At 72.3% G+C, this 21,829-nt stretch carries 18 protein-coding genes and 2 tRNA genes; 19 read left to right on the plus strand and 1 reads right to left on the minus strand.

The genetic code is table 11. The features are described from left to right. Window positions 1-30: 30 nt before the first annotated feature. The gene (locus tag AC4F3Q_RS00825; protein WP_491038358.1) at window positions 31-957 is read right to left on the minus strand and encodes an AEC family transporter; all 927 of its coding nucleotides are present in this window, start codon (window positions 955-957) and stop codon (window positions 31-33) included. Window positions 958-1,180: 223 nt separating this feature from the next. On the opposite strand from AC4F3Q_RS00825, the gene pstC reads away from it, so the two are divergent. From pstC to AC4F3Q_RS00920, 19 genes are all read left to right on the plus strand, one after another. Continuing rightward, the gene (pstC, locus tag AC4F3Q_RS00830; protein ID WP_491038359.1) at window positions 1,181-2,218 is read left to right on the plus strand and encodes a phosphate ABC transporter permease subunit PstC; all 1,038 of its coding nucleotides are present in this window, start codon (window positions 1,181-1,183) and stop codon (window positions 2,216-2,218) included. 10 nt (window positions 2,219-2,228) lie between these two features. Next, window positions 2,229-3,632, plus strand: coding sequence for a phosphate ABC transporter permease PstA (gene pstA / locus AC4F3Q_RS00835; RefSeq protein WP_491038360.1), 1,404 nt, complete (start codon window positions 2,229-2,231; stop codon window positions 3,630-3,632). Continuing rightward, window positions 3,629-5,320: a phosphate ABC transporter substrate-binding protein PstS gene (locus tag AC4F3Q_RS00840; RefSeq protein WP_491038361.1), complete on the plus strand. Its 1,692-nt coding sequence runs from the start codon at window positions 3,629-3,631 to the stop codon at window positions 5,318-5,320. The genes pstA and AC4F3Q_RS00840 overlap by 4 nt, the downstream gene beginning before the upstream one ends. Then, window positions 5,317-7,938 (plus strand): hypothetical protein, encoded by a 2,622-nt coding sequence (locus AC4F3Q_RS00845; RefSeq protein WP_491038362.1) that lies wholly within the window; start codon window positions 5,317-5,319, stop codon window positions 7,936-7,938. Before AC4F3Q_RS00840 ends, AC4F3Q_RS00845 begins: the two co-directional genes overlap by 4 nt. Before the next feature lie 158 nt (window positions 7,939-8,096). Further along, window positions 8,097-10,133: an Ig-like domain repeat protein gene (locus AC4F3Q_RS00850; protein WP_491038363.1), complete on the plus strand. Its 2,037-nt coding sequence runs from the start codon at window positions 8,097-8,099 to the stop codon at window positions 10,131-10,133. Between the two features lie 19 nt (window positions 10,134-10,152). Continuing rightward, on the plus strand, window positions 10,153-11,061 hold the full coding sequence (locus AC4F3Q_RS00855; RefSeq protein ID WP_491038364.1) for a sortase: 909 nt from the start codon (window positions 10,153-10,155) through the stop codon (window positions 11,059-11,061). An 80-nt stretch (window positions 11,062-11,141) separates the two neighbouring features. Continuing rightward, entirely contained in the window at window positions 11,142-12,032 is an 891-nt protein-coding gene (locus AC4F3Q_RS00860; protein ID WP_491038829.1) for a phosphate ABC transporter ATP-binding protein, read from the plus strand. 52 nt (window positions 12,033-12,084) lie between these two features. Then, complete coding sequence (locus tag AC4F3Q_RS00865) at window positions 12,085-12,951, plus strand: MYG1 family protein (protein ID WP_491038365.1); 867 nt, start codon at window positions 12,085-12,087, stop codon at window positions 12,949-12,951. A gap of 78 nt (window positions 12,952-13,029) precedes the next feature. Beyond that, window positions 13,030-13,101, plus strand: a tRNA-Thr gene (locus tag AC4F3Q_RS00870). Between the two features lie 101 nt (window positions 13,102-13,202). Then, window positions 13,203-13,279 (plus strand) — tRNA-Met (locus AC4F3Q_RS00875). An 81-nt stretch (window positions 13,280-13,360) separates the two neighbouring features. After that, window positions 13,361-13,531, plus strand: a complete 171-nt coding sequence (gene rpmG / locus AC4F3Q_RS00880) for a 50S ribosomal protein L33 (RefSeq protein ID WP_098457602.1) — start codon at window positions 13,361-13,363, stop codon at window positions 13,529-13,531. 29 nt (window positions 13,532-13,560) lie between these two features. Further along, window positions 13,561-14,016 carry an FAS1-like dehydratase domain-containing protein gene (locus tag AC4F3Q_RS00885; RefSeq protein WP_491038366.1) on the plus strand — a complete coding sequence of 152 codons (456 nt, stop codon included), beginning with the start codon at window positions 13,561-13,563 and terminating at the stop codon, window positions 14,014-14,016. Next, entirely contained in the window at window positions 14,013-14,441 is a 429-nt protein-coding gene (locus tag AC4F3Q_RS00890; RefSeq protein WP_491038367.1) for a MaoC family dehydratase, read from the plus strand. Before AC4F3Q_RS00885 ends, AC4F3Q_RS00890 begins: the two co-directional genes overlap by 4 nt. Window positions 14,442-14,508: 67 nt before the next feature. Next, on the plus strand, window positions 14,509-15,594 hold the full coding sequence (locus AC4F3Q_RS00895) for a LacI family DNA-binding transcriptional regulator (RefSeq protein ID WP_491038368.1): 1,086 nt from the start codon (window positions 14,509-14,511) through the stop codon (window positions 15,592-15,594). A gap of 144 nt (window positions 15,595-15,738) precedes the next feature. Further along, window positions 15,739-17,130: an MFS transporter gene (locus AC4F3Q_RS00900; RefSeq protein WP_491038369.1), complete on the plus strand. Its 1,392-nt coding sequence runs from the start codon at window positions 15,739-15,741 to the stop codon at window positions 17,128-17,130. Further along, a complete protein-coding gene (locus tag AC4F3Q_RS00905; protein WP_491038370.1) occupies window positions 17,127-18,377 on the plus strand; it encodes an MFS transporter in 1,251 nt (416 codons plus the stop codon). The genes AC4F3Q_RS00900 and AC4F3Q_RS00905 overlap by 4 nt, the downstream gene beginning before the upstream one ends. Next, window positions 18,374-19,561 carry a UDP-N-acetylmuramate dehydrogenase gene (locus tag AC4F3Q_RS00910; protein WP_491038371.1) on the plus strand — a complete coding sequence of 396 codons (1,188 nt, stop codon included), beginning with the start codon at window positions 18,374-18,376 and terminating at the stop codon, window positions 19,559-19,561. Before AC4F3Q_RS00905 ends, AC4F3Q_RS00910 begins: the two co-directional genes overlap by 4 nt. A gap of 109 nt (window positions 19,562-19,670) precedes the next feature. Beyond that, entirely contained in the window at window positions 19,671-20,927 is a 1,257-nt protein-coding gene (locus tag AC4F3Q_RS00915) for a phosphotransferase (protein WP_491038372.1), read from the plus strand. 391 nt (window positions 20,928-21,318) lie between these two features. Next, window positions 21,319-21,804: a hypothetical protein gene (locus AC4F3Q_RS00920; RefSeq protein ID WP_491038373.1), complete on the plus strand. Its 486-nt coding sequence runs from the start codon at window positions 21,319-21,321 to the stop codon at window positions 21,802-21,804. The last annotated feature ends 25 nt before the right edge of the window (window positions 21,805-21,829 follow it).

A 21,829-nucleotide genomic window follows, 5' to 3' on the forward strand; every position in this document is an offset into this window, starting at 1 on the left:
CTGCGCGCGCCGCGCGCGCGGGTGCTGGCCTCAGTGCAGCGTCGCCGCGACGAGCATGAGCACGGGCAGCGCGCCGAGCGTCGTGACGGCGATCGTGTCGCGGGCGAGCACCTCGGCCGCCTCGTAGCGCTGCGCATAGTTGAAGACGTTCTGCGCGGTGGGCAGCGCTGCGAGCGTCACGACGACGAAGAGGTCGTCGCCGTGCAGCCCGAGCGCGAGCCCTGCGAGGAGCGCGACAGCGGGCATGAGCAGGAGCTTGAGCGCGGACGCGAGGAACGCGTCACGGCGCTGCGGCCCCGGCTCGAGGATGCGGCCGCCGGCGAGGGAGATGCCGAACGCGATGAGCATGAGCGGCACCGCGCCGCCCCCGATGATCCGGAACGGCTCGACCGCCGCGTCGGGCAGGTCGATGCCGAGGAGCGACACGCCCAGGCCTAGCGCCGACGCGATGATGATCGGGTTGCGCACAGGCTGGGCGACGACGCTGCGCAGCGTGACGACCCCCGACGTCGACGAGTCGAGGAGCGTGAGCGCGACCGGGGAGATCACGAGGAGCTGGACGAGGATGACCGGCGCGATGAGCGTCGCGTCACCCAGCACGTAGGCGGCGACGGGCAGTCCGATGTTGTTCGCGTTGACGTACCCGGAGCTCAGCGCACCGACGACCGTGTCCCCGACCGAGCGGCGCCACACGAGCCGCGCCACGAGCGCGAACACGACGAAGACGACGGCTGCCGCGATCACGGACGCGAGGACGAGCGGTGTGAGCAGCTCGTCCGGGTCGGCGTCGAGCATGACCGTGAACAGCAGGGACGGCGTCAGCACGAAGAACGTCAGGCGCGCGATCACCGGACGGGCCGCAGGCCCGAGCAGCCCGATGCGACCGATGACGAAGCCCACGAGGATCACGACGGCGATGATCGTGAAGCCCTGCAGGATGTCGGTCACGCAGCCCATTGTCCCTGTTCTGCGCCCGGGCAGGCAGGCGCGAGGGGGATCCCCGGGAGCAGCGGCAAAGGTTCATGCACGCGTCACCGCCCGTTACGGCCGACGACGCCGCTGCGCCTGTGACGCGCCCCACCCTGGCTCTGGCGTGCGTGGGCACGCCGGACCGCGCTCGGCTTCACCGTGCGGGGCCGGTCCGCGAACCGCTGCGCGCGCCGACGAGACAGGTCACCCCGTGACGACTGCACCACCCCTGACGTTCCTGCCGGGCTCCGTGCCGGCGGCGACGCTCCCGTCGACCGACCGGCCGCGCCGCCTCGGCACCCGACGCGCTCCCGCAGACCGCGTCTTCCGGGGCGTGCTGCGGGTGGGCGGAGCGTCCGTCCTGGCGATCATGCTGTTCGTCGGGGTGTTCTTGTGCGTGCGGGCGTGGCCCGCGCTGCGGCAGGCCGGCTGGTCGTTCGTGACGACGCAGGCGTGGGAGCCGGACGCAGGTCGGTTCGGGATCGCCGCGATCATCGTGGGTACGATGCTCATCGCGGCGGTCGCCGTGGGGCTCGCGCTGCCCCTCGCGCTCGGCACGGCACTGTGCATCAGCGAGTACGTGCCGGCCCGCCTGCGACCCACGCTCGTCAGCCTCGTCGACCTCATGAGCGCGATCCCCTCGGTCGTGTACGGGCTGTGGGGCTTCTTCTTCCTGCAGGGCGCGGTCACCGGGCTGGCGCGGTGGCTCTCGGAGACGTTCGGCCCGGTGCTCCCGTTCCTGCGCGTCGACGGCTTCACGCCGGGCGACCCGCTGCAGACCGTCACCGTGTTCACGTCGTCGACGTTCGTCGCGGGGATCGTCGTCGCGATGATGATCACTCCGATCATGACGTCGATCATGCGGGAGGTGTTCTCCCAGGCGCCGGTCGGCGAGCGGGAGGGGGCGCTCGCGCTCGGCTCGACGCGGTGGGGGATGATCCGCTCCGTCGTGCTGCCGTACGGCACGGGCGGCATCGTCGGCGGGACGATGCTCGGCCTGGGCCGCGCGCTCGGAGAGACGATCGCCGTCTACATGATCATCTCGCCCGTCTTCGTGATCCAGCCGCACATCCTGCAGAACGGCGCGAGCTCCGTGTCGTCGCTGATCGCCTTGCGTTACGGCGAGGCGACCCCGTTCGGCATGGCGGCGCTCATGGCGGCCGGCCTCGCACTGTTCCTCATGACGCTCGTCGTGAACTTCGCGGCGTCGACGATCGCGGCACGGTCGCGCTCGGGCGCGTCGAGCTAGGGGCCCCGACATGACCATCGCCCCTGAGCGCCGTCCCGTGCTCCGCACGAGGCCCCCGCGCGACGTCCAGACGCCGCCCGCCGAGCCCGCGACGACCGTGCCCCCGCCGCGCAGCCCGTCGGCAGGCAGGACGCCGCGGCAGCCGCGCCGCGAGCTGCACGGTGTGCGGGTCACGGACGTGCTCGCGCTCGGCGGCGCGGCGCTCGCGTCGCTCGCGCTCACCGTCCTCCTGACGACGCGGATCCTCCCGGTGACGAGCCCGCTGGGCGCGACAGCGATCTGCCTCGTGCTGTTCCACGGGCTCTACGCGCTGCTCGCGTCCTACGCGGAGGACCGCATCGCGGTCGGCGACCGTCTCGTGACCGTCGTCGTGCACCTGCTCGCCGCGGCCGTCGTCGGGACCCTCGTGTTCATCGTGGGTTTCACGATCGTGCGCGGCGCACCCGCGCTCGCGCACCTCAACCTGTTCACCGAGGACATGTCGCTGGCCGGGCCGCTCGACCCGCTCTCGGACGGTGGCGTGGTGCACGCGATCGTCGGGACGCTCGTCCAGATCTCGATCGCGCTGGTCATCACGGTGCCGCTCGGCCTCGCGACGGCGCTGCTGCTCACGCAGCTCCCGGGACGGTTCGCACGGTTCGTGCGGACGGTCGTCGAGGCGATGACGGCGCTGCCGTCGATCGTCGCGGGCCTGTTCGTCTACGCGACGGTGATCCTCGCGCTCGGCGTGGACAAGTCGGGGCTCGCCGCGTCGGTCGCGATCAGCATCATGATGCTGCCGATCATGGTGCGCTCCGCCGACGTCGTGCTGCGGCTCGTGCCGGCGACGCTCACCGAGGCGTCGTACGCGCTCGGTGCGAGCCAGTGGCGCACGGTCGTGCGCGTCGTCCTGCCGACGAGCCGTTCCGGGCTCACGACGGCGGTCATCCTCGCGACGGCGCGCGGCATCGGCGAGACGTCGCCCGTGCTGCTCACCTCAGGCTTCACGGCGTCGCTCAACACGGACCCGACGACCGGCCCGATGGTCTCGTTGCCGCTCGCGATCTTCCAGTTCGTCAAGTCGCCCGAGCCGACGATGATCGCGCGCGGCTTCGGCACGGCCGCCGTCCTCATGCTGCTCGTCGTCCTGCTGTTCGTCGTCGCCCGGGTCATCGGCGCGCAGACGCCCGCGCGGCGCGAGTCGCGCCGGCTCGCCCGCGCGGCGCGGCGAGCGCGTCTGCGGTCGTTGCCCGCGCGCGTGCGCCGCAGGGCGGGCGTCCTGCGCCGTCGTGCCGGTGCGCTGCGCCGCCGTGCCGTTCCACGCGCCCTGCGTCGACGTGGCAGGGGTGCACCGGCTCCCGTCCCCGCGCACAGCAGTCCCTCGTCAGGCACCCCCGCCACCGAGCTCGTCGTCCCCGCCCCGGAGGAGTCATGAACTCGCACCACCACCGCACGCGTGCGGTGCTCGTCCTCAGCATGGTCCTCGCGCTGCTCGTGCCAGCGACCGCTCAGGCCGCCACGTACGTCCCGGTCAACGGCGGCGGTTCGTCGTGGAGCTCGAACGCCGTCGACCAGTGGCGCCGCAACGTCGAGCAGTACGGGATGCGCGTCAACTACGCGTCGACCGGCTCGGTGGACGGCCGCAACCAGTTCAAGGCGGGAACGGTCGACTTCGCGGTCACCGAGACGCCCTACGGACTCACCGACAACGGTGTCCTCGACACCCTGCCGAGCCGCTCGTTCGCCTACATGCCGATCGTCGCGGGCGGCACCGCCTTCATGTACAACCTCCAGGTCGGCGGCAAGCGCCTGACCGGCCTGCGGCTCTCGGGTGACGTGGTCAGCAAGATCTTCACGGGTGTCATCACGATGTGGAACGACCCCGCGATCGCTGCCGACAACCCGGGCGTCGCGCTCCCCGCCCGCAAGGTGGTCCCGGTCGTGCGGTCGGACGGCTCGGGATCGACGGCTCAGTTCACCGCGTGGATGGCCGACCAGCACAGGCCGCTGTGGGACGCCTACTGCGCGAAGGCTGGACGGGCGACCCCCTGCGGCATGACGTCGAACTTCCCGACGCTCCCGGGAAAGGGGTTCGTCGCACAGCCCAACTCGCAGGGCGTGTCCGGCTATGTCGCCCAGAACGCGAACCAGGGGACGATCACCTACGTCGAGTACTCGTACGCCCTCAAGACCGGGTACCCGGTCGCGAAGGTCCTCAACTCGGCCGGGTACTACGTCGGCCCGACGGCGCAGAACGTCGCCGTCGGCCTGCTCGAGGCCAAGATCAACAGCGACGAGAAGTCAGCGGCATACCTCACGCAGGACCTCACAGGTGTGTACGGGTCGAAGGACCGCCGCACCTACCCCCTGTCCTCGTACAGCTACATGGTCGTGCCGACGTCGGTCCAGTCGGGCTTCACCGAGGCGAAGGGCCGCACGCTCGGGGCGTTCTCCTACTACTTCCTGTGCGAGGGCCAGCAGCAGGCCGACGTCCTCGGCTACTCCCCGCTCCCGATGAACCTGGTCGAGGCCGGGCTCGAGCAGGTGCGCAAGATCCCTGGTGTCGACGCCCAGGAGGTCGACATCACGAAGTGCAACAACCCGACGTTCTCCAAGGACGGCACCAACACCCTCGCGAAGAACGCGCCGATGCCTGCGGAGTGCGACCGCAAGGGCGCGACGTGCGGTGGGCCAGGAGCGCCCACAGGCACACCTGACGGCCCCGGCAAGGACGACGGCAGCGGACCCGGCGGGCAGCCCGACGGCACACCTGCCAACCCCGGCGACGACGGCGGCAGCGACCCGGGAGGCGCACCGGGAGGCGACACCGGCGGGCCCGGGAGCGCTCCCGACGGAGGCTCCCCCGATGGCGGGGGCACCGTGCCGGGCGGCCCGGACGTCTCGCAGGTCGGCGCGACGAGCGGGGGAGGTCCGGTCGTGTGCGAACCGGACACGGGCGTGTGCACGAACGTCATCGCCCTGCCTGTCGAGACGGAGCGCAAGCCGGTCGGCGGCTGGGGGCTCGCAGCCGTCGTGGCGTCGGTCCTCGCCGCGGTCGTGCTGCCGCCAGCCGTCGGGCGCGTCGTCGGCGCGCGGCGCGAGCGCTCGGCGGGTGCACGGTGAGGCGCGCGGCAGCGTTGCGCCGGGCCGGGTCGCTCGTCCTGGTCCTCGGCCTGACCTCGTCCGTGATCGGCACGGCCGTGAGCGCCCAGGCGCTCGCGGCGAGGGCGCCGAGCGTCGTCGTGCCGGTGACCCCCGGCACGATCGGGGCGACGGCCAGCGCGATGACGCAGGCGTGGGAGGAGCCGGGCTTCGGCGTCGAGCGCGCTCCCGGCGACCCGGCCCGCGCCGCGCTCCGCGGCCTCGAGGTCACCGTGTCCCAGACCGCCGACGTCGCGCACCAGGGCGTCCGGGTGAGCTGGTCGGGAGGGCGACCGACCTCGCCGGGACGGTTCGCGACGGACTTCGTCCAGATCATGCAGTGCTGGGGCGACGCCGAGACCGGCCCAGCCCCCGACCAGTGCCAGTGGGGCGCCCCGAGCTCGTCGATCGCGGCGATGCTCGGCGACCGTGTCGGCACCCGCGCCCTCCGCGCCAACGAGGACCCGGCGCAGGACTACGGGGACGATGTGCGCCTCCCCCCGCCGCTGACGAACCCCAACCTCAAGGCGTACGCGGTGCCCCTGCGCACGGTCGACGGCACGCGGGTGTTCGACGTGTCCGAGTACTTCACCCCGGCGAGCACCAACGAGATCACGGCCGCGCGGACCGGCGCGGACGGCACCGGTGACGCGGTCCTCGAGGTGCAGACGGCGCTCGAGGCGCCGCACCTCGGGTGCGGCGTGCCGACGCGCGACGGCGCGGGGAACCGCTGCTGGCTGGTCGTCGTCCCGCGGTCGGGTGTCACTCCCGCGGGGGAGGACGCCGAGAGCGTCACGTCGGGGTCCGTGAGCGGTTCGCCCCTGACGGCGTCCGTCTGGGACGACCGGCTCGTCTTCCCGCTCGACATGCTGCCGATCGGCTCCCAGTGCGCGATCGGCGCCGCCGAGCGGAGGCTGGTCGGCAACGAGCTGTTCAGCCACGCGATGACGTCGTGGCAGAGCGCACTGTGCCGCACGGGGACGACGTACGGCTACTCGCAGGTGGGCGACGCCGAGGCACGCCAGCAGCTGCGTTCCGAGTCGCCGAGCGCCCCGAGCTTCGCGGTCCTCAACCGGCCCGTCCTCGACGCGCCCGGCGCGGACGCGAGCGCGGACCCCGCACAGTCGGGAGAGGCTCCTGACGCGGGTGACGCGCCGCGCTGGTCGAAGGACACGGTCCTGTACGCGCCGGTGACGCGTTCGGCGCTCGTCGTGGCGTTCCAGATCGACCGCCAGCCCGCGGCGGGGGCGGACCAGAGCCGCGCCGGGACGCCGCTCGACTCGTTGACTCTCAACGCGAGGCTCGTCGCCAAGCTGCTCACGCAGTCGTACCGCGCCGACGTCCCCGGTGGTGGCGGCAAGGCGATCGCGGGGAACCCGCAGTCGGTCACGAACGACCCGGAGCTCGTCGAGCTCAACCCGGAGCTCGCGAGCTTCGTGCGGACCGCCGCCCCGGAAGGGCTCATGGTGGCGCTCGGGTCGTCGGACGCGAACGCTGCGGTGTGGGCGTGGCTGCGGTCGGACCCGTACGCGGCGGCGTTCCTCGCGGGGGAGCCGGACGAGCACGGGATGGTCGTCAACCCCGCGTATGCCGATCTCGGCCTGGCGACCGACCCCACGACGGACTCCTTCCCCAAGACGGACCTGTCGACGTACCGGCAGTCGGACCTCGTCCCTGAGCCGGGCTACGGCACGCTCGACCTGCGGCCCTACACGACGGACATGTCGGACGCCGCGGCGCGCGTGCAGCGGGCGAGCTCGGGCGCGAAGATCGTCTGGGACATCGAGAAGGTGCCAGCAGGCTTCACGTCCTCCGGCGGGCAGCTGCCGGGACAGCGTTTCGCGCTCGCCATCACGGACCTCACCTCGGCGGAGCGGTTCGGGCTGCGCACCGCCCGGCTGGTCAACGCTGCGGGGCAGCCCGTCGCGGCGAACGTCGCGTCGATCGGCAAGGCGGTCGACGCGATGACCGTCGACGCGGCGGGCGGCGTGGAGGGTGTCGTCGCGACGGACCCGTCACGGCGCACGCTCGGTGCGTACCCGTTGACGCTCGTGAGCTCGGCGGCGGTCGCGGTGTGCCGCGCCGACGACACGGCACGCGTCCAGTACGCGCAGCTCCTCGAGCACGCGGCGGGCGCGGGGCAGGTCGTCGGTCAGGCCAAGGGGCTGCTGCCGGCGGGGTACGCGCCGTTGTCTGACGCTGAGCGTGCGCGGACGAACGCGCTCGCAGCGACGCTGCGGGATACCGGGTCGGTCGCGAGCCGGTGCCGTGCGGACGAGCCCCCAGCGACCCCGGACCCGGAGCCGGCACCGACGGAGAAGCCGTCCGAGCCCACCGAGCCGACGCCACCTCCCGTGACCGCCCCGACGCCTGTGCCGCCTGCTCCTGAACCGGTGCCGGAGCCGGAGCCGACGACCCCGCCGACCGCGGCGGACCCGGACACGGGTGCGCCCGTGCAGGTCACGGCCACGGCCGATGTCGGGGCTGCGCGGCTCGGTCTCGTCGGCTCGCTCGGGGTGGGTGCCGCGAGCGCGCTCGCGGGTCCGCTGCTGGTCCGGCGGGCGGGCCGCCTGGACGCCCTCGACGGCGAGCTCTCGTGAGGTCGGGGGCTGGGACCCGCACCGGCGGCTGGCATTCACTCTCTGGACGTCGCCCGGCCGTCGGTCGGCCATCCGCCGCGGTTAGCGTGCCGAACGTCACACCGAAGGCCAGGTCACAGGGACCTGGCTGCCCTGACTCGTCCCAGAGAGGACTCCTCATGAAGGTGACCCACGTCAGCAGGACCGGCCTCGGGCTCGGCCTTGCCGCGCTCGTGCTGTCCGCCTCGATCGTCCCTGCCCACGCAGATCCCGCACCGGGCACGTTCGGCACCCTCGCCGGGCTCGGCTCCGACACCACGCAGGACGTCATGAACGGCCTTGCTGCTTCTGTCGGCGGCAACGTGCTCGCGTCGTACGACGCCAGCGGCGCGACGACCACGGTCGTCACGAAGTCGGGCAGCGCCGCGCTGCCGCGCGCCAACGGCTCGAGCGCTGGCCGCGACCTGCTGCGCGTCGCGATCGGGCAGGTCGAGTCGGCGGCGATCCCGGTCTCGGGTGCGCCGTCGCCCACCGTGACGACGGCGGACGTCGCGAACCTCGTCCAGTTCGCGCGCTCCTCGAGCGGAGCGGGCTCCGCAGCCGACGCCGAGGGCGTGCTGACGTACATCCCGTTCGGGGTCGACGCGGTCACGTACGCGGTCGCACCGGGCAGCGCGATCCCGGCGAACCTGACGAAGGCCGAGCTGACGTCGATCTTCAAGGGGGAGATCACGAAGGTCGCGGTCACGGCTGGCGGCGTCTCGCGTCTGCTCGTCGGCGCGGAGGCGCCCGCGGCGGGCGAGACGGTCGTCAACATCACGACGTTCATCCCGCAGGCCGGGTCGGGCACGCGGTCGTACTGGCTCGGTCAGATGGGCATCACCGAGAGCGACATCGCGGCCGGCACGTACGCGAACCTGCGCGCGGCGGACTACGCCGGTGCGGGCGTGCAGGAGCACAAGGGTGCCGCGCTCGTCTCGGGCACCGACGAGCAGGACCGTGGCGCGATCGTCCCGTTCTCGATCGCGCAGTGGGTCGCGCAGGGCAACGGCAAGTCGACCGACCACCGTGCGGGCGCGCTCCTGGGCGGCGTCGCAGGTCAGGCCGCGACGACCGGGGCTGCTGGCTCCTACGCCCTCAACCCCGCGTACAACGCGTACACGCGCCAGGTCTACAACATCGTGCCGTCCGCGCTCGCTGACGACCCGACGTCGCAGATCGCGAAGACGTTCGTGGGAGAGGGCTCCCTGGTCTGCAAGGACGCGGCGACGATCGCGGCGTACGGCTTCGGCCTGCTGACGGGATCCACGAAGTGCGGTGACACGTCGGTCCGTGCCTACAAGCCCTCGACGTCGACGACGACGCTCTCGGTCCCCGCGACCGCGACGGTGGGGACGGCCGTCTCGGCGAAGGTCGACGTGACGTCGTTCGGCAACGCCGGCGGCACCGTCCGCCTGGTCGACGGCGCGACGGTCCTGGCGTCGGCGAAGGTCGCCCGTGGTGCGTCGAGCGCGACGCTCGCCTGGACCCCGACGGCGAACGGCACGCGTGCCGTCTCGGCCGTCTTCGTCCCGACGCTCCCGGGAGTGGGCGCCTCGCGCTCTGCCTCCTCGACGGTCGCCGTGACCGCCGTGCCGACGGCGCCTGCCGCGACGTCGTCCACGTCGGTGCTCGTGCCGGCGAAGGCGACGGTCGGTACGAAGGCCTCGGTGCGCGTCTCGGTCGTCTCCCGTGCTGCTACGGCGGGCACCGTGACGCTGTTCGCGGGGACCAAGCCGCTCGGCACGGCCAAGCTCGCGGGTTCCTCCGCCACGTTCACGGTCACCCCGGGTGCGACGTCGACGGCGCTGCGTGCGACGTTCTCGCCGGCTGACGCCTCGGTCGTCCGTGCGTCCTCCTCGGCGACGGTGACGCTCAAGGCGGCCAAGGCCAAGGCCACGGTCAAGGTCAAGGCGCCGAAGAAGGTCAAGGTCGGCGCTCGCGCCCAGGTGACCGTGTCGGTGTCCGCGAAGGGCGTCAAGCCTGCGGGGAAGATCGTCGTGAAGTCTGGCAAGCGGACGCTCGCGACGAAGACGCTGCCCCGGGGCAAGTCCTCGGTGAAGGTCACCCTGCCGCGTCTCGCTGCGGGGAAGCACAAGCTCACGGTGTCCTACACGGGCAGCAAGACCGTCAACGCGGCGAAGGCCAAGACGGTCACGCTCCGTTCCGCTCGCTGACCATCCGGAAGGAGCCGTCGTGACGACGATCGACCACACCCTGCTGCCCGACGTGGAGGGCGCCTGGCCGTCAGCCGGGCCGGCGCAGCAGGCGCGGTGGATCGGCACCGCGCTCGGCGTGGTGGCACTGATCCTGCTGAGCGTCGTGCTGCAGGCGACCGTCGTGTCGCCCCTGCGGTACGCGCGTGACCAGCACGTCGCGTACGGCTCCTTCCGCCTCGAGCTGGCCGACGGCACCGCGCCGGTCGGCCAGCTCACGGCCGCGGACCGGCTCCTCGAGCCGGGCACCGCGGTCGCGACGGTCGAGGTGCCGCGCCTCGGGATCGACGAGGTCGTGCTCGAGGGCACGACCTCGTCGATCCTCCTGTCGGGTCCGGGCCACCGCCGCGACACGGTCCTGCCGGGGCAGGCGGGGGCCAGCGTCGTGATGGGGCGTCAGGCGGTCGCCGGGGGCCCGTTCGGTCGGCTGGACGAGCTCGTCCCGGGCGACGAGGTCCGTACGACGACGGGGCAGGGGGAGGCGGTCTACGAGGTCGTCGGCGTCCGGCGGTCCGGGGACCCGGTGCCGGCGCCGCTCGCGAGCGGGGCCGGGCGGCTGACGCTCGTGTCGGCGTCGGGCACGGCGTACCTGCCGACGGACGTCCTGCGGGTCGACGCGCGGCTCGTCACCCCGGCGCAGCCCACGCCGGTCGCGGCGGTGCAGCTCGCGGCGCTCGGCGGGCAGGAGGCCGCGTTCAGCGCGGACGTCTCGGGCTGGCCGACGGCGGTGCTCGCGCTGCTCGGGCTGGGTCTGGCGATCTCGGTGCTCGTCCTGCTGCGCCGATGGTGGACGGTGGGGCCGGCGTGGGTGGTCGGGGCGCCGCTCGTGCTCCTTGCTGCCGTGCTCGCCTCCGAGCAGCTCCTCGCGATGCTGCCCAACCTGATCTGACCGCTGCGACGATCAGGGCCACGTGTTCATCCGCCGTCCCTCTGCTCGTCATGCTGGCCCGGCACCCTGGTCCGGTGACCATGGAAGCGACGCAGACGATCCCCCGCCCCGCGCTGGCCGGCCTCGAGCCGAGCCCCGATGGCGCGACGCTCGCACCCCCGGCTGCGGCGTCCCCTGCCGAGGCGCTGCGCGCCGGGCCTGCCGAGCTGGAGGCGCGTGACGTCTCCGCGTGGTTCGGCAGCCACAAGGTGCTCGAGCGCGTGTCGCTGACGATGCCTGCGGGCGGGGTGACGGCGCTCATCGGCCCGTCCGGCTGCGGCAAGTCGACGTTCTTGCGGATCCTCAACCGCATGCACGAGCTGGTTCCTTCTGCGGCGCTCGCGGGTGAGGTGCTGCTCGACGGTCAGGACGTCTATGACGCGCGGCGGCGGGTGACGGAGGCTCGCCGTGACATCGGCATGGTGTTCCAGAAGCCCAACCCGTTCCCGGCGATGTCGATCCAGGACAACGTGGTGGCGGGGCTCGCCCTGACGGGCGTGCGTTCCTCGGCGTCGCAGCGGGCTGAGCTCGTCGAGGAGTGCCTCACCAAGGCGGGCCTGTGGACCGAGGTCAAGGACCGGCTGCGGGCTCCCGGTGGGGGGCTCTCGGGCGGGCAGCAGCAGCGGCTCTGCATCGCGCGCTCGCTCGCCGTCCGTCCCCGGGTGCTGCTCATGGACGAGCCCTGCTCGGCGCTCGACCCGACGTCGACGCGGCGGGTCGAGGAGACGATCGCGGACCTCGCCGGTGAGGTGACGATCGTCATCGTGACCCACAACATGCAGCAGGCGGCGCGCGTCTCGGACCGGTGCGCGTTCTTCCTCGCCGAGGCGGGGACCCCGGGCGGGATCGTCGAGCACGGGCCGACGGCGGCGATGTTCGGCGCTCCGCAGGACCCGCGGACGCGGGACTACGTGGAGGGCCGGTTCGGCTGACGGGCCGGGCGCCCGTGCGTGGGGTGCCGGGTGCGCGGCATAGGGTGGCTCGGTGATCATCGCCACCCACAACGGGAAGTTCCATGCCGACGACGTGTTCGGCGTCGCCCTCCTGACGCAGCTGTTCCCCGACGCACAGGTCGTGCGCTCGCGCGACAAGGAGGTGCTCGACGGCGCGGACGTCGTGCTGGACGTGGGCGGCACGTACGACGCCGCTGCGCGCCGTTTCGACCACCACCAGCTCACGTCGGGTGCACGGCCGTCGGGCATCCTCTACTCGGCGTTCGGGCTGCTGTGGCAGCACTACGGCCTCGAGTTCTGCGGTGGTGACGAGCGCGTCTGGGGCAAGATCGACCGTCGTCTCGTGACGGCGATCGACGCGGTCGACAACGGCCAGGACCTCTACACGGTCTCCGACCTCGGCACGCCGCCGGTGGACGTGTCGACCGTGCTGGGGCTGTTCAACCCGATCGGCGAGGAGGAGAGCTTCGACGCGCAGTTCGAGGTCGCTGTGGGTCTCGCCACGCAGATCCTCACCCGGCTCAAGCGCTCCTACGAGGCAGGCTTCGCGGCGGAGGAGGAGTTCCTCGCTGCCTACCGCGCGTCGTCGGACAAGCGTGTCGTCGTGCTCGACCGCTTCATGCCGCACGGCGGCATCGCGACGGCGCAGCCCGAGCTGCTCTACACCGTGTTCCCGGGCGCGACGGGCGCCTGGACCGTGCAGACGGTGCGGCCTGCGGGCTCGGAGTTCGGCTCGCGGAAGCCGTTCCCGGACGCGTGGCGCGGGCTCGACGGCGAGGCGCTCGCCGAGGTGACGGGCGTGCAGGACGCGGTCTTCTGCCACAAGGCGGCCTTCATCTGCGCGGCGCAGAGCCGTGAGGGCGCGCTGCGCCTCGTCGAGCTCGCCCTCGTGGACTGACGCCTGTCCGCGGTCGCGGAACCGCGGTATCGAGCCGATTTCGCTTCCTGCCGCAGAGCAGGTAGTGTTTTCCGCGCTGCCCCCGTAGCTCAGTGGTAGAGCGCAGTCTTGGTAAGACTGAGGTCATGGGTCCGATTCCCATCGGGGGCTCTGTTGGTGCTTTGTCGTCGATCGTGGGATCATTGTCCGCGCGATCGATGCTCGGACCTGGTTCGGTGAGCATCAGCGTGGTGTCACACGACATCGTTCGAGGCGGGGTAGCTCAGCTGGTCAGAGCGCACGACTCATAATCGTGAGGTCGCGGGTTCGAGCCCCGCCTCCGCTACCAAGAACGACACCGCACGCCGGCCGGCGGCGCGCGGACACAGGAGCAATTGCACCCCCTGCGGGTGCGAGAGGTGGCAAGACCGTGGCTAGCAAGAGCACTGACGTTCGCCCCAAGATCACGCTCGCGTGCGTGGACTGCAAGGAGCGCAACTACATCACCAAGAAGAACCGTCGGAACGACCCCGACCGTCTCGAGCTCGCGAAGTTCTGCCCGCGCTGCGGCAAGAAGACCTCGCACCGCGAGACTCGCTGACCTTCGTCAGCTCGCCGCTGCCAGCCCTCGTGTCGATCAACGCGTCGTACGCCGGCCGTGAGTACGCTCCGAACGCGCCCTACCAGGTAGCGCGCGAGAAGATCCGCGAGTTCGCTGCAGCAACAGGCAACACCCACCCCGCGCACCTCGACCTCGAGGCAGCGCGGGGTTTGGGCTATCCGGACATCGTCGCGCCGGTCACGTTCGCGGTGGTCATCGCGCAGCGCGCGGAGGCGCAGCTCATCGAGGACCCGGACGCGGGCATCGACTTCTCCCGCGTGGTCCACGCGGACGAGCGGTTCACCCACCACCGGCCGATCGTCGCCGGTGACGAGATCACCACGGTCCTGCACGTCGACGGCGTCGTCGAGCGCGCGGGTCTCGCGATGGTCACCACCCGCTGCGAGCTCTTCGGCGACGCCGCGCTGACCGACCATGTCGCGACCGTCCGGTCGACCCTCGCCGTGCGGGGAGGAGACGCATGAGCGCCCGGCCGCAGCTCGCCGATCTCGTGGTCGGCCAGGAGATCGGCACGCGCACGGTCGTGCTCGACCGTGCCAGCCTGGTCCGCTACGCCGGTGCGAGCGGGGACTTCAACCCGATCCACTGGAACGACGTCGTCGCGCAGTCGGTCGGCCTGCCCGGCGTGATCGCGCACGGCATGCTCACGATGGGGTCCGTCGTCGCGCTCGTGACGGACTGGGCCCAGGACCCGGGCGCCGTCGTCGACTACCAGACGCGGTTCTCCCGCCCTGTCACCGTGCCCAACCCGGGAGCGAGCACGGTCGAGGTCACCGGCGTCGTCGGGGCCCTCGACGCTGAGGCGGGCACCGCCCGCATCGACCTGACGGTGACCTTCGAGGGCGCGCGCGTCCTCGCCAAGAGCCAGGCGGTCGTCCGCCTGGCCTGAGCCGGGACGATATGGTGCAGGCACCTGCGGTCATCCCGTGACGCGCGTGCCATGAAGGAGTTCCCGGATGTCTCGACGCCCCACGCTGTCGGACGTCGCCCGTGAGGCCGGCGTCTCGGTGTCGACCGCGTCGCTCGCGTTCTCCGGAGCCGGCCCCATCGCCGAGCAGACGCGCGAGCGCGTCCACGCTGCCGCCGCCACGCTCGGGTATGCCGGGCCCAACGCGCTCGGCCGCCAGCTCCGCTCGGGCCGCCACGGCATCGTCGGTGTCGTGATCGGGGACAAGGTCAAGCGCAGCTTTCGTGACCCGGTGTCGATCCAGATGCTCGACGGACTCGTCTCGACGCTGAGCGAGCTGCGTCTCGGTGTGATGCTCATCCCGGGCATGGAGTCGGACGAGATGGGGGCGATGAAGGTCGACCCGCTGCTCGAGACGAGCGGCATGGATGTCGCCGTCCTCATCTGGGGTGCCCACGTGGACGACCCGCGGCTCGAGGTGCTGCGCCGCCGCTCCATCCCTGTCGTCATCGGCGAGGGCAACGCCGCGCCTGGCTGCTCGCTCGTGGCGATCGACGACCGCGGCGGCTTCGCGGAGCTCGCCGAGCACCTCTACGGGCTCGGGCACCGGCGGGTCGCGAACGTGACCCTCCCGTTCCGGATGGGCCGCAAGGCGGGCTGGATCGAGAACCCGCGTGACGAGGAGATCGACTGGACGCCGACGCGCAACCGTCTCGAGGCGCTCGAGGAGTCCCGGCTCGAGGTCGTCGCGACGTACGAGACGCCCGCGTCGCTCGTGGAGAGCGGCGCCGACGCGGCGCGGCTGATCCTCGACCCGGCGCGGTGGCCCGACCCGGCGAAGCGTCCGACGGCGATCGTCGCGCAGTCGGACCTCCTGGCGGCAGGTGTGGTGCTCGCTGCGCGCGAGATGGGTCTGCGCGTCCCGGAGGACGTGTCGGTCGCTGGTTTCGACGGCGTGGACCTGCCGTGGCTCGGGACGGACTTGTTGACGACGGTCACGCAGCCGCTCGAGGCGAAGGGGGAGGCGCTCGGGCACGCGGTCGACGCGCTGCTCCAGGGGCGTGGCGTGACGGAGGTCGTCCTGCCGGTCGAGCTGCGTGTGGGGACGACGACGGGTCCGCCGCCGGCGCTGTGACGAAGGTCGCCCGGGTTACCTCCTCGTGGCCAAGAATTTACGCCGATCTGCATTGACGAGGTTCCCTCCCCGCGAGGAGACTTGACCCGTCCTCGAAACGTTTCGATCAACTTCGGGGTGCACCCCCCGACCTGAGAGCAGACCATGAGCACGTCCCCGCCCGCAGCGCCTGCTGCCGCCCTCCCCGCACGCACCGTCACCGCCGCGCGCTGGTACCTGATGAGCCTCTTCGCGCTCCTCGGCATCATGATGTCGAGCTGGCTGTCGCGCCTGCCGTCGATCCGCAAGAGCCTCGGCATCGCGGAGTCCGAGCTCGGCGTCGTGCTGCTCGTCGGGGCGGTCGGGTCGCTGCTCATGGTCACCGCCGCGGGGCCGATCCTGCAGCGCTTCGGCTCGCGCCGCACGATGTCGGCTGCGACCGTCGGGTTCGTCACGGCCATGACCCTGCTCGCGATCGGCGTCGGCATCTCGTCGCTCCCGCTCGTGTGCGCGGGCATCTTCCTCAACGGCATGTCCTTCGCCCTCAACAACGTGCCGTTCAACGTCGAGTCCGCGCAGATCGAGCGCGCCGTCGGCCGCACGATCATCCCGCAGTTCCACGCCTGCTTCTCGATCGGCGCCCTGCTCGGCACGCTCCTCGGTGCCGCCGCGTCGTGGGGCGGCGTGTCCGTGCCGGTCCAGTTCGGCATCTCCGCGGGCGTGCTGCTCGTCTGGCGCCTCCTCGCGATCCCGCACGTCACCCTCGTCGAGCACGTCACAGCCCGCCCCGAGCCCACCGACGGCGACGTCGAGTTCCTCCGCCCCCGTCGGCGTCTCGGAGCGTCGCTCGCAGGGTGGCGCGAGAAGCGCACCCTCCTCCTCGGGCTCGTCATCATGGCGGCCTCGCTCTCCGAGGGAGCCGCGAACGACTGGCTCTCGATCTCCGTCGTCGACGACTTCGGTCGCACCGAGGCGACGGGCGCGATCGTGTTCGGCGTCTTCGTCGGCTCGATGACGGTCGTGCGGCTGGGCGGGACGGGTCTCATCGACCGCTACGGGCGCGTGCCCGTGCTGCGCGTCTCGGGGGTCGCGTCGATCGTCGGTCTCGCCCTGTTCGGTGCGGCGCCGTCCTTCGTGCTCGCCGTCGTCGGTGTGGCTCTGTGGGGCGCGGGCGCTGCGCTCGCGTACCCGATCGGCATCGCCGCTGCCTCGGACGACCCGCTCAAGGCGCCGTCGCGGGTCTCGGTCGTGTCCGCCTTCTCGTCGACCGCGTCGATCGCCGCGCCCCCGCTGCTCGGCTTCGCTGCCGAGCACCTGACGACGCGCTACGCGCTCACGCTCATCGTCGTCGGGCTCGTCGTGTCCGTGCTGCTCTCCGCGCAGGCACGCCGCCAGGAGGTGCGGACCCCGCTCGCACCGCTGCCCGGTGACGCGACCGCAGCCCGCGAACCTGCGACCGACGGTCCTGCTGCCGAGGGGGAGACCGCCCAGCTCGCGGACCCGCACGCCGACACGGCCCACGACAAGGAAGAGGCGCTCCTGTGCACGACCCCGTGACCTCACCTGCCTCGTCCGAGGCCGCGCTCGCGCGCAAGGCGACCGTCGCCGCGTGGGCCGTCTTCGCGATCTTCGTCCTCAACGGGTTCAACTTCGCGTCGTGGGCCTCGCGTCTCGTCGGCGTGCGCAACTCGCTCGGTCTCAAGGAGACCGAGATGGGCATGCTCCTGCTGTTCGTCGCGTTCGGCTCGATCATCGCGCTCCCGCTCTCGGGCTGGATCATGGAGCGTCTCGGTGCGCGCCGCACGATCGTCGTCTTCGCGGCCATCAACGTCGTCGGTTACAGCATCGCGGCGTGGGCGATCGCGCAGGGCGACGTCGCCGTCCTGCGCGTCGCGCTCGTCGTCGTCGGCATCGGCACCGCGGTGTGGGACGCCGCGATGAACCTCGAGGGCGCGATCGTCGAGCAGGCGGTCGGCCGCACGATCATGCCGCGGCTGCACGCCGGGTTCTCCCTCGGCACGATCGTCGGTTCGGCGCTCGGCGCGCTCATGGCGCGCCTCGGCGTCCCGGTGTCGTGGCACCTTCCCGGCGCCGTCGTGCTGAGCCTCGTGCTCGTCATGGTCGCGGTGCGTGCGCTGCTGCCGGCCGCTGGCCGCGAGCTCGACGAGCACGTTCCTGCGGCCGACGGCGAGGCCGCCGCCGCGGAGGAGCGAGGCTCGGTCTTCGGGGCGTGGCTCGAGCCGCGCACGATCCTGGTGGGGCTCATCGTCCTGGCTGCCGCGCTCACAGAAGGATCGGCGAACGACTGGGTCGGGCTGGCGGTCGCCGACGGCTTCGGCAAGGACGAGGCCACGGGCGCGATGGCGCTCACGGTGTTCCTCGTCGCGATGACCGGCATGCGTCTGCTGGGCACGAACCTGCTCGACCGGCTCGGCCGTGTCACGGTTCTGCGCCTCCTCGGCGGTCTCGCGTTCTCGGGGCTCGCGCTGTTCGCGTTCGCGCCGTGGATGTGGCTCGCGCTCGTCGGCGTCGTGCTGTGGGGCTTCGGTGCCGCGCTGGGCTTCCCGGTGGGCATGAGCGCCGCGGCTGACGACCCGCGGCGCGCGGCCGCGCGCGTGAGCGTCGTCTCGACGATCGGTTACACGGCGTTCTTCATGGGCCCGCCGCTGATCGGCCTGCTCGCGGAGCACCTGGGGTACCGGCACGCGCTCGCGACGATCCTCGTCCCGGTCGCGCTCGGGCTCGTCATCGCGGGTGCCGCCACGCCGCTCGCGCGGCAGCCGCGCGATACCGTGGACGGATGACCGCTCCGCTCGACGCCTCGACCCCTGCCGCTGCGACGCCCCCTGCCGTGGGCGCGTCTGTGCGCCTCGCCGACCTCACGACGCTCCGCGTCGGAGGTCCGGCTCGCTCGCTCGTCAGGGCGACGACGGAGGGCGAGCTGATCGACGCGGTGCGTGCCGCGGACGCTGACGGTGTCCCGGTCCTCGTGCTCGGCGGCGGCTCGAACCTTCTCGTCGCGGACGAGGGCTTCGACGGTGTCGTCGTCCAGGACGTCCGCTCGGGCGTGACGGTCGACATGGTCGACTCGTGCGGCGGCGGCAGCTTCCACGTGCCGGCGGGGCACTCGTGGGACGCGCTGGTCGAGCAGGCGGTCGCGGAGCGTTTCGTCGGGCTCGAGGCGCTCTCGGGCATCCCGGGCACGGTGGGTGCGGCGCCCGTGCAGAACATCGGGGCGTACGGGCAGGAGGTCGCCGGGGTGATCTCGACCGTGCGCGTCTACGACCGCGTGCTCGGACGAGCGCGCCTCCTCGCTGTGGGCGAGCTCGGCCTCGGCTACCGGACGTCGCTCCTCAAGCGCTCGATGCACCAGCCCGACGACGACGGTCGGGTCTGGACGCCGTCGCCGCGCTACGTCGTGCTGGAGGTCGCCTTCCAGACGCGCCTCGGCACGCTCTCGCCGGAGGTCGCGTACCCGGAGCTGGCGCGCCGCCTCGACGTCGAGGTCGGTACCCGTGCCGAGATCGCGCAGGTGCGCGCGGCGGTGCTCGAGCTGCGTGCGGGCAAGGGGATGCTCGCGGGCCCTGCGAGCGACCACGACACGTGGAGCGCCGGCTCGTTCTTCATGAACCCGGTCGTGCGCGCGGCGGACGCTGCGTCGCTCCCGGAGGGCGCGCCCCGCTTCGAGGTGCGCAGCTCGCTTCCTGAGGTCACGACGGGGCCAGCCCTCGGGGCGGTCGACGCGTCGCTCGTCAAGACGAGCGCGGCGTGGCTCATCGAGCGTGCGGGCTTCGGCAAGGGGTTCGGTGTGCACGGCGAGGAGAGCCGTGCCCGCCTGTCGACGAAGCACACGCTCGCGCTCACGAACCGCGGCCAGGCGACCGCAGCCGACGTCGTCGAGCTCGCGCGTGCGGTGCGCGACGGCGTGCGTGACGCGTTCGGGATCGAGCTGGTCCCCGAGCCGGTCATGGTGGGCGTCACGCTGTGACGAGAGGTACGAGCGGTGTCGCGCGGCGAGGGTGTCATCAGGCGGTATCGGGGTGAGTGCGTGGGTTGTTGACGAGCGCGGTACCGGGGACTCGTTGTCTACTGGAGACATGACGACGATCGCGACCTCTGCGCCGCGGCTCACGCGCGCGCAGCGGGCGGAGCAGGAGGCAGCCGACATCGGCTGGCTCACGGGTACCGAAGGACTTGCTGCGCTCGAGGCGGTCGTGCGTTCGGCTGGCGCGACCCTCGTGTCGGCTGTCGTGCACGAGGTGCACCACCGGCCGGGCGCAGGGGTGACCGTGGGCTTCGACGCGCGCGTCGCGACGGCAGCCGACCCGCTCGAGCGCGCGGAGTACATCCTCCTGACCACGGGCCAGGTGGAGGTGCCTGCCAGTCCTGCGAGCGGCATCGTGCGTCTCCAGAACGGTGAGCGCGTCCTGCACGCGTGGAAGCACCCGGCAGACCCGGCGCTGCCGGGCCTGCCGATCGCGTCGGACGTGACGCGCGCTGCTGCGCGCACCCGCCTCGACGAGGACCCGGGGACCGCGGTGCTCGAGCTGATCGGCTACCGGCCCATGCGCCGGGCCGTGCTGAGCCTCACGTCGCAGCGTCGCCGCGTCTTCCTCAAGGTCGTGCGTCCGGACCAGCTCGACGGTCTGCTCGCGCGCAACCGTTACGCCGAGCCGGCGGGTGCGCCCCCGGTGCTCGACGTGTGGGACGAGTCGGTGCTCGTGTTCCCGCAGGCGCAGGGCGAGCCCCTTCCTGAGCTGCTGGCGCGCGACGGCGCGGCGAGCGTCGACCCGCGTGACCTCCTCACGTGCCTCGACTCGATCCACCCGGACGCCGTGACGCTCCCGCTGCGTCGGCCGTGGGCCGAGCGCTCGGCGCACTATGCCGACGCGGCGTGCAACGTCCTGCCGGACCAGGCGGACCGCATCCGGCATCTCGAGTCGCGGATCGCGTCGCTCATCGAGCGCTTCCCGCGCGGCCCTGTGGTGCCGACGCACGGAGACTTCCACGCGGCGAACATCCTCATGACGGGCGCGGCCGTGACGGCGCTGCTCGACGTCGACACGATCGGACCGGGGCAGCGCGTCGACGACCTCGCGTGCCTGCTGGGGCACATGGCGGTCCTCCCGTGCCTCGCCCCGGAGACGTATCCGCTCGTCCCGACGACGCTGCGGCGGTGGATGTCGGTCTTCGACAGCGCTGTCCACCCGGGTGCGCTGCGGGTGCGTGCGGCCGGGGTCGTGCTCTCGCTCCTGGCGAGCATGCCGGCGAACGACACGAGCGAGGCGGCTCGGACCGACGCGCTCGGGCGGCTCGCTGTCGCTGAACAGCTCCTCGCTGAGGTGCGTGACTAGGCGGCACGTGTTCGCCCTGGGCATCATGAGAGCAATCTCATGGCGTCTCGGCTCGCAGAACCTGGCAGGTGCCGTAACAATAGAAATGTCCGAAGAGATCGGTGGCTGCGTTCCCTGTCGCGCCTCGGTCGAACGGTCACCTCGGCCTTCGGGCCGGTGGATGAAGTAGCCCCCGGTTTCCCCTGGCCGGCTGGGCTCTGAGGGCCCGTCGTTTCCCCCGGACGACGGGCCCTCCTCATGTCTGCGGACGGTCGCGGCACCGGTCGCCTGCCTCGGATGAGAGGTGTCTCATCCGGGGCTCCCCGTCTCCTCACACAAGACGTTCATGATCGACTCAGGAAGCCCCGTGAGGGGACGCGAAGCCGGCCTCGGCCGGAGAACGGAGCCAGTCATGAGCCAGCCCCGCGTGTGGATCGTCACCGGAGTCATCGGCGTGCTCGGCGGTGGCGCGTCGGCAGCAGCAGCGGCCACCCAGGATGCCCCTGCTCGCGACGTCGCCCCGGCCGTCCAGGTCGCTGGCGCGAGCACAGCTGCTCAGGAGGTCGCGTCGGTCACCCGCGCGGCGACCGACGTCGCCGACCGTGCGACGCTCGTCGGCCCGGCGAGCACCACGACGACGGTCACGGTGATCACTCCGGGGACGGTCGTGTCGCCCGTGTCCGTCGTCTCCGCCCCGTCGCCGCAGACCGTCGTCTCGACGCAGTCGACCCCGAGCCCGACCACGACGGCCTCGCCGGTCGAGACTCCCTCACCCGTCTCGACGGCGTCGCCGGTGTCGGTGCAGACCGCGCCGAGCCCCGTCTCGACGAAGTCGCCCGTGTCGGCGAAGAGCCCTGTCTCTGCGCCGTCGGCCCCGAGCCCGCGCTCGGCGGGCTGACCGCCCGGATCGATGCCCGGGAGCG

The sequence above is a fragment of the Flavimobilis sp. BM9 genome, assembly GCF_058313055.1.

Excerpts from the sequence above, each read along its gene's own strand:
- AC4F3Q_RS00825 (WP_491038358.1), bottom strand. The coding sequence starts at position 957 with ATGGGCTGCGTGACCGACATCCTGCAGGGCTTCACGATCATCGCCGTC.
- pstA (WP_491038360.1), top strand. The coding sequence starts at position 2,229 with ATGACCATCGCCCCTGAGCGCCGTCCCGTGCTCCGCACGAGGCCCCCG.
- AC4F3Q_RS00840 (WP_491038361.1), top strand. The coding sequence starts at position 3,629 with ATGAACTCGCACCACCACCGCACGCGTGCGGTGCTCGTCCTCAGCATG.
- AC4F3Q_RS00850 (WP_491038363.1), top strand. The coding sequence starts at position 8,097 with ATGAAGGTGACCCACGTCAGCAGGACCGGCCTCGGGCTCGGCCTTGCC.
- AC4F3Q_RS00860 (WP_491038829.1), top strand. The coding sequence starts at position 11,142 with ATGGAAGCGACGCAGACGATCCCCCGCCCCGCGCTGGCCGGCCTCGAG.
- AC4F3Q_RS00890 (WP_491038367.1), top strand. The coding sequence starts at position 14,013 with ATGAGCGCCCGGCCGCAGCTCGCCGATCTCGTGGTCGGCCAGGAGATC.
- AC4F3Q_RS00895 (WP_491038368.1), top strand. The coding sequence starts at position 14,509 with ATGTCTCGACGCCCCACGCTGTCGGACGTCGCCCGTGAGGCCGGCGTC.
- AC4F3Q_RS00900 (WP_491038369.1), top strand. The coding sequence starts at position 15,739 with ATGAGCACGTCCCCGCCCGCAGCGCCTGCTGCCGCCCTCCCCGCACGC.
- AC4F3Q_RS00910 (WP_491038371.1), top strand. The coding sequence starts at position 18,374 with ATGACCGCTCCGCTCGACGCCTCGACCCCTGCCGCTGCGACGCCCCCT.
- AC4F3Q_RS00915 (WP_491038372.1), top strand. The coding sequence starts at position 19,671 with ATGACGACGATCGCGACCTCTGCGCCGCGGCTCACGCGCGCGCAGCGG.
- AC4F3Q_RS00920 (WP_491038373.1), top strand. The coding sequence starts at position 21,319 with ATGAGCCAGCCCCGCGTGTGGATCGTCACCGGAGTCATCGGCGTGCTC.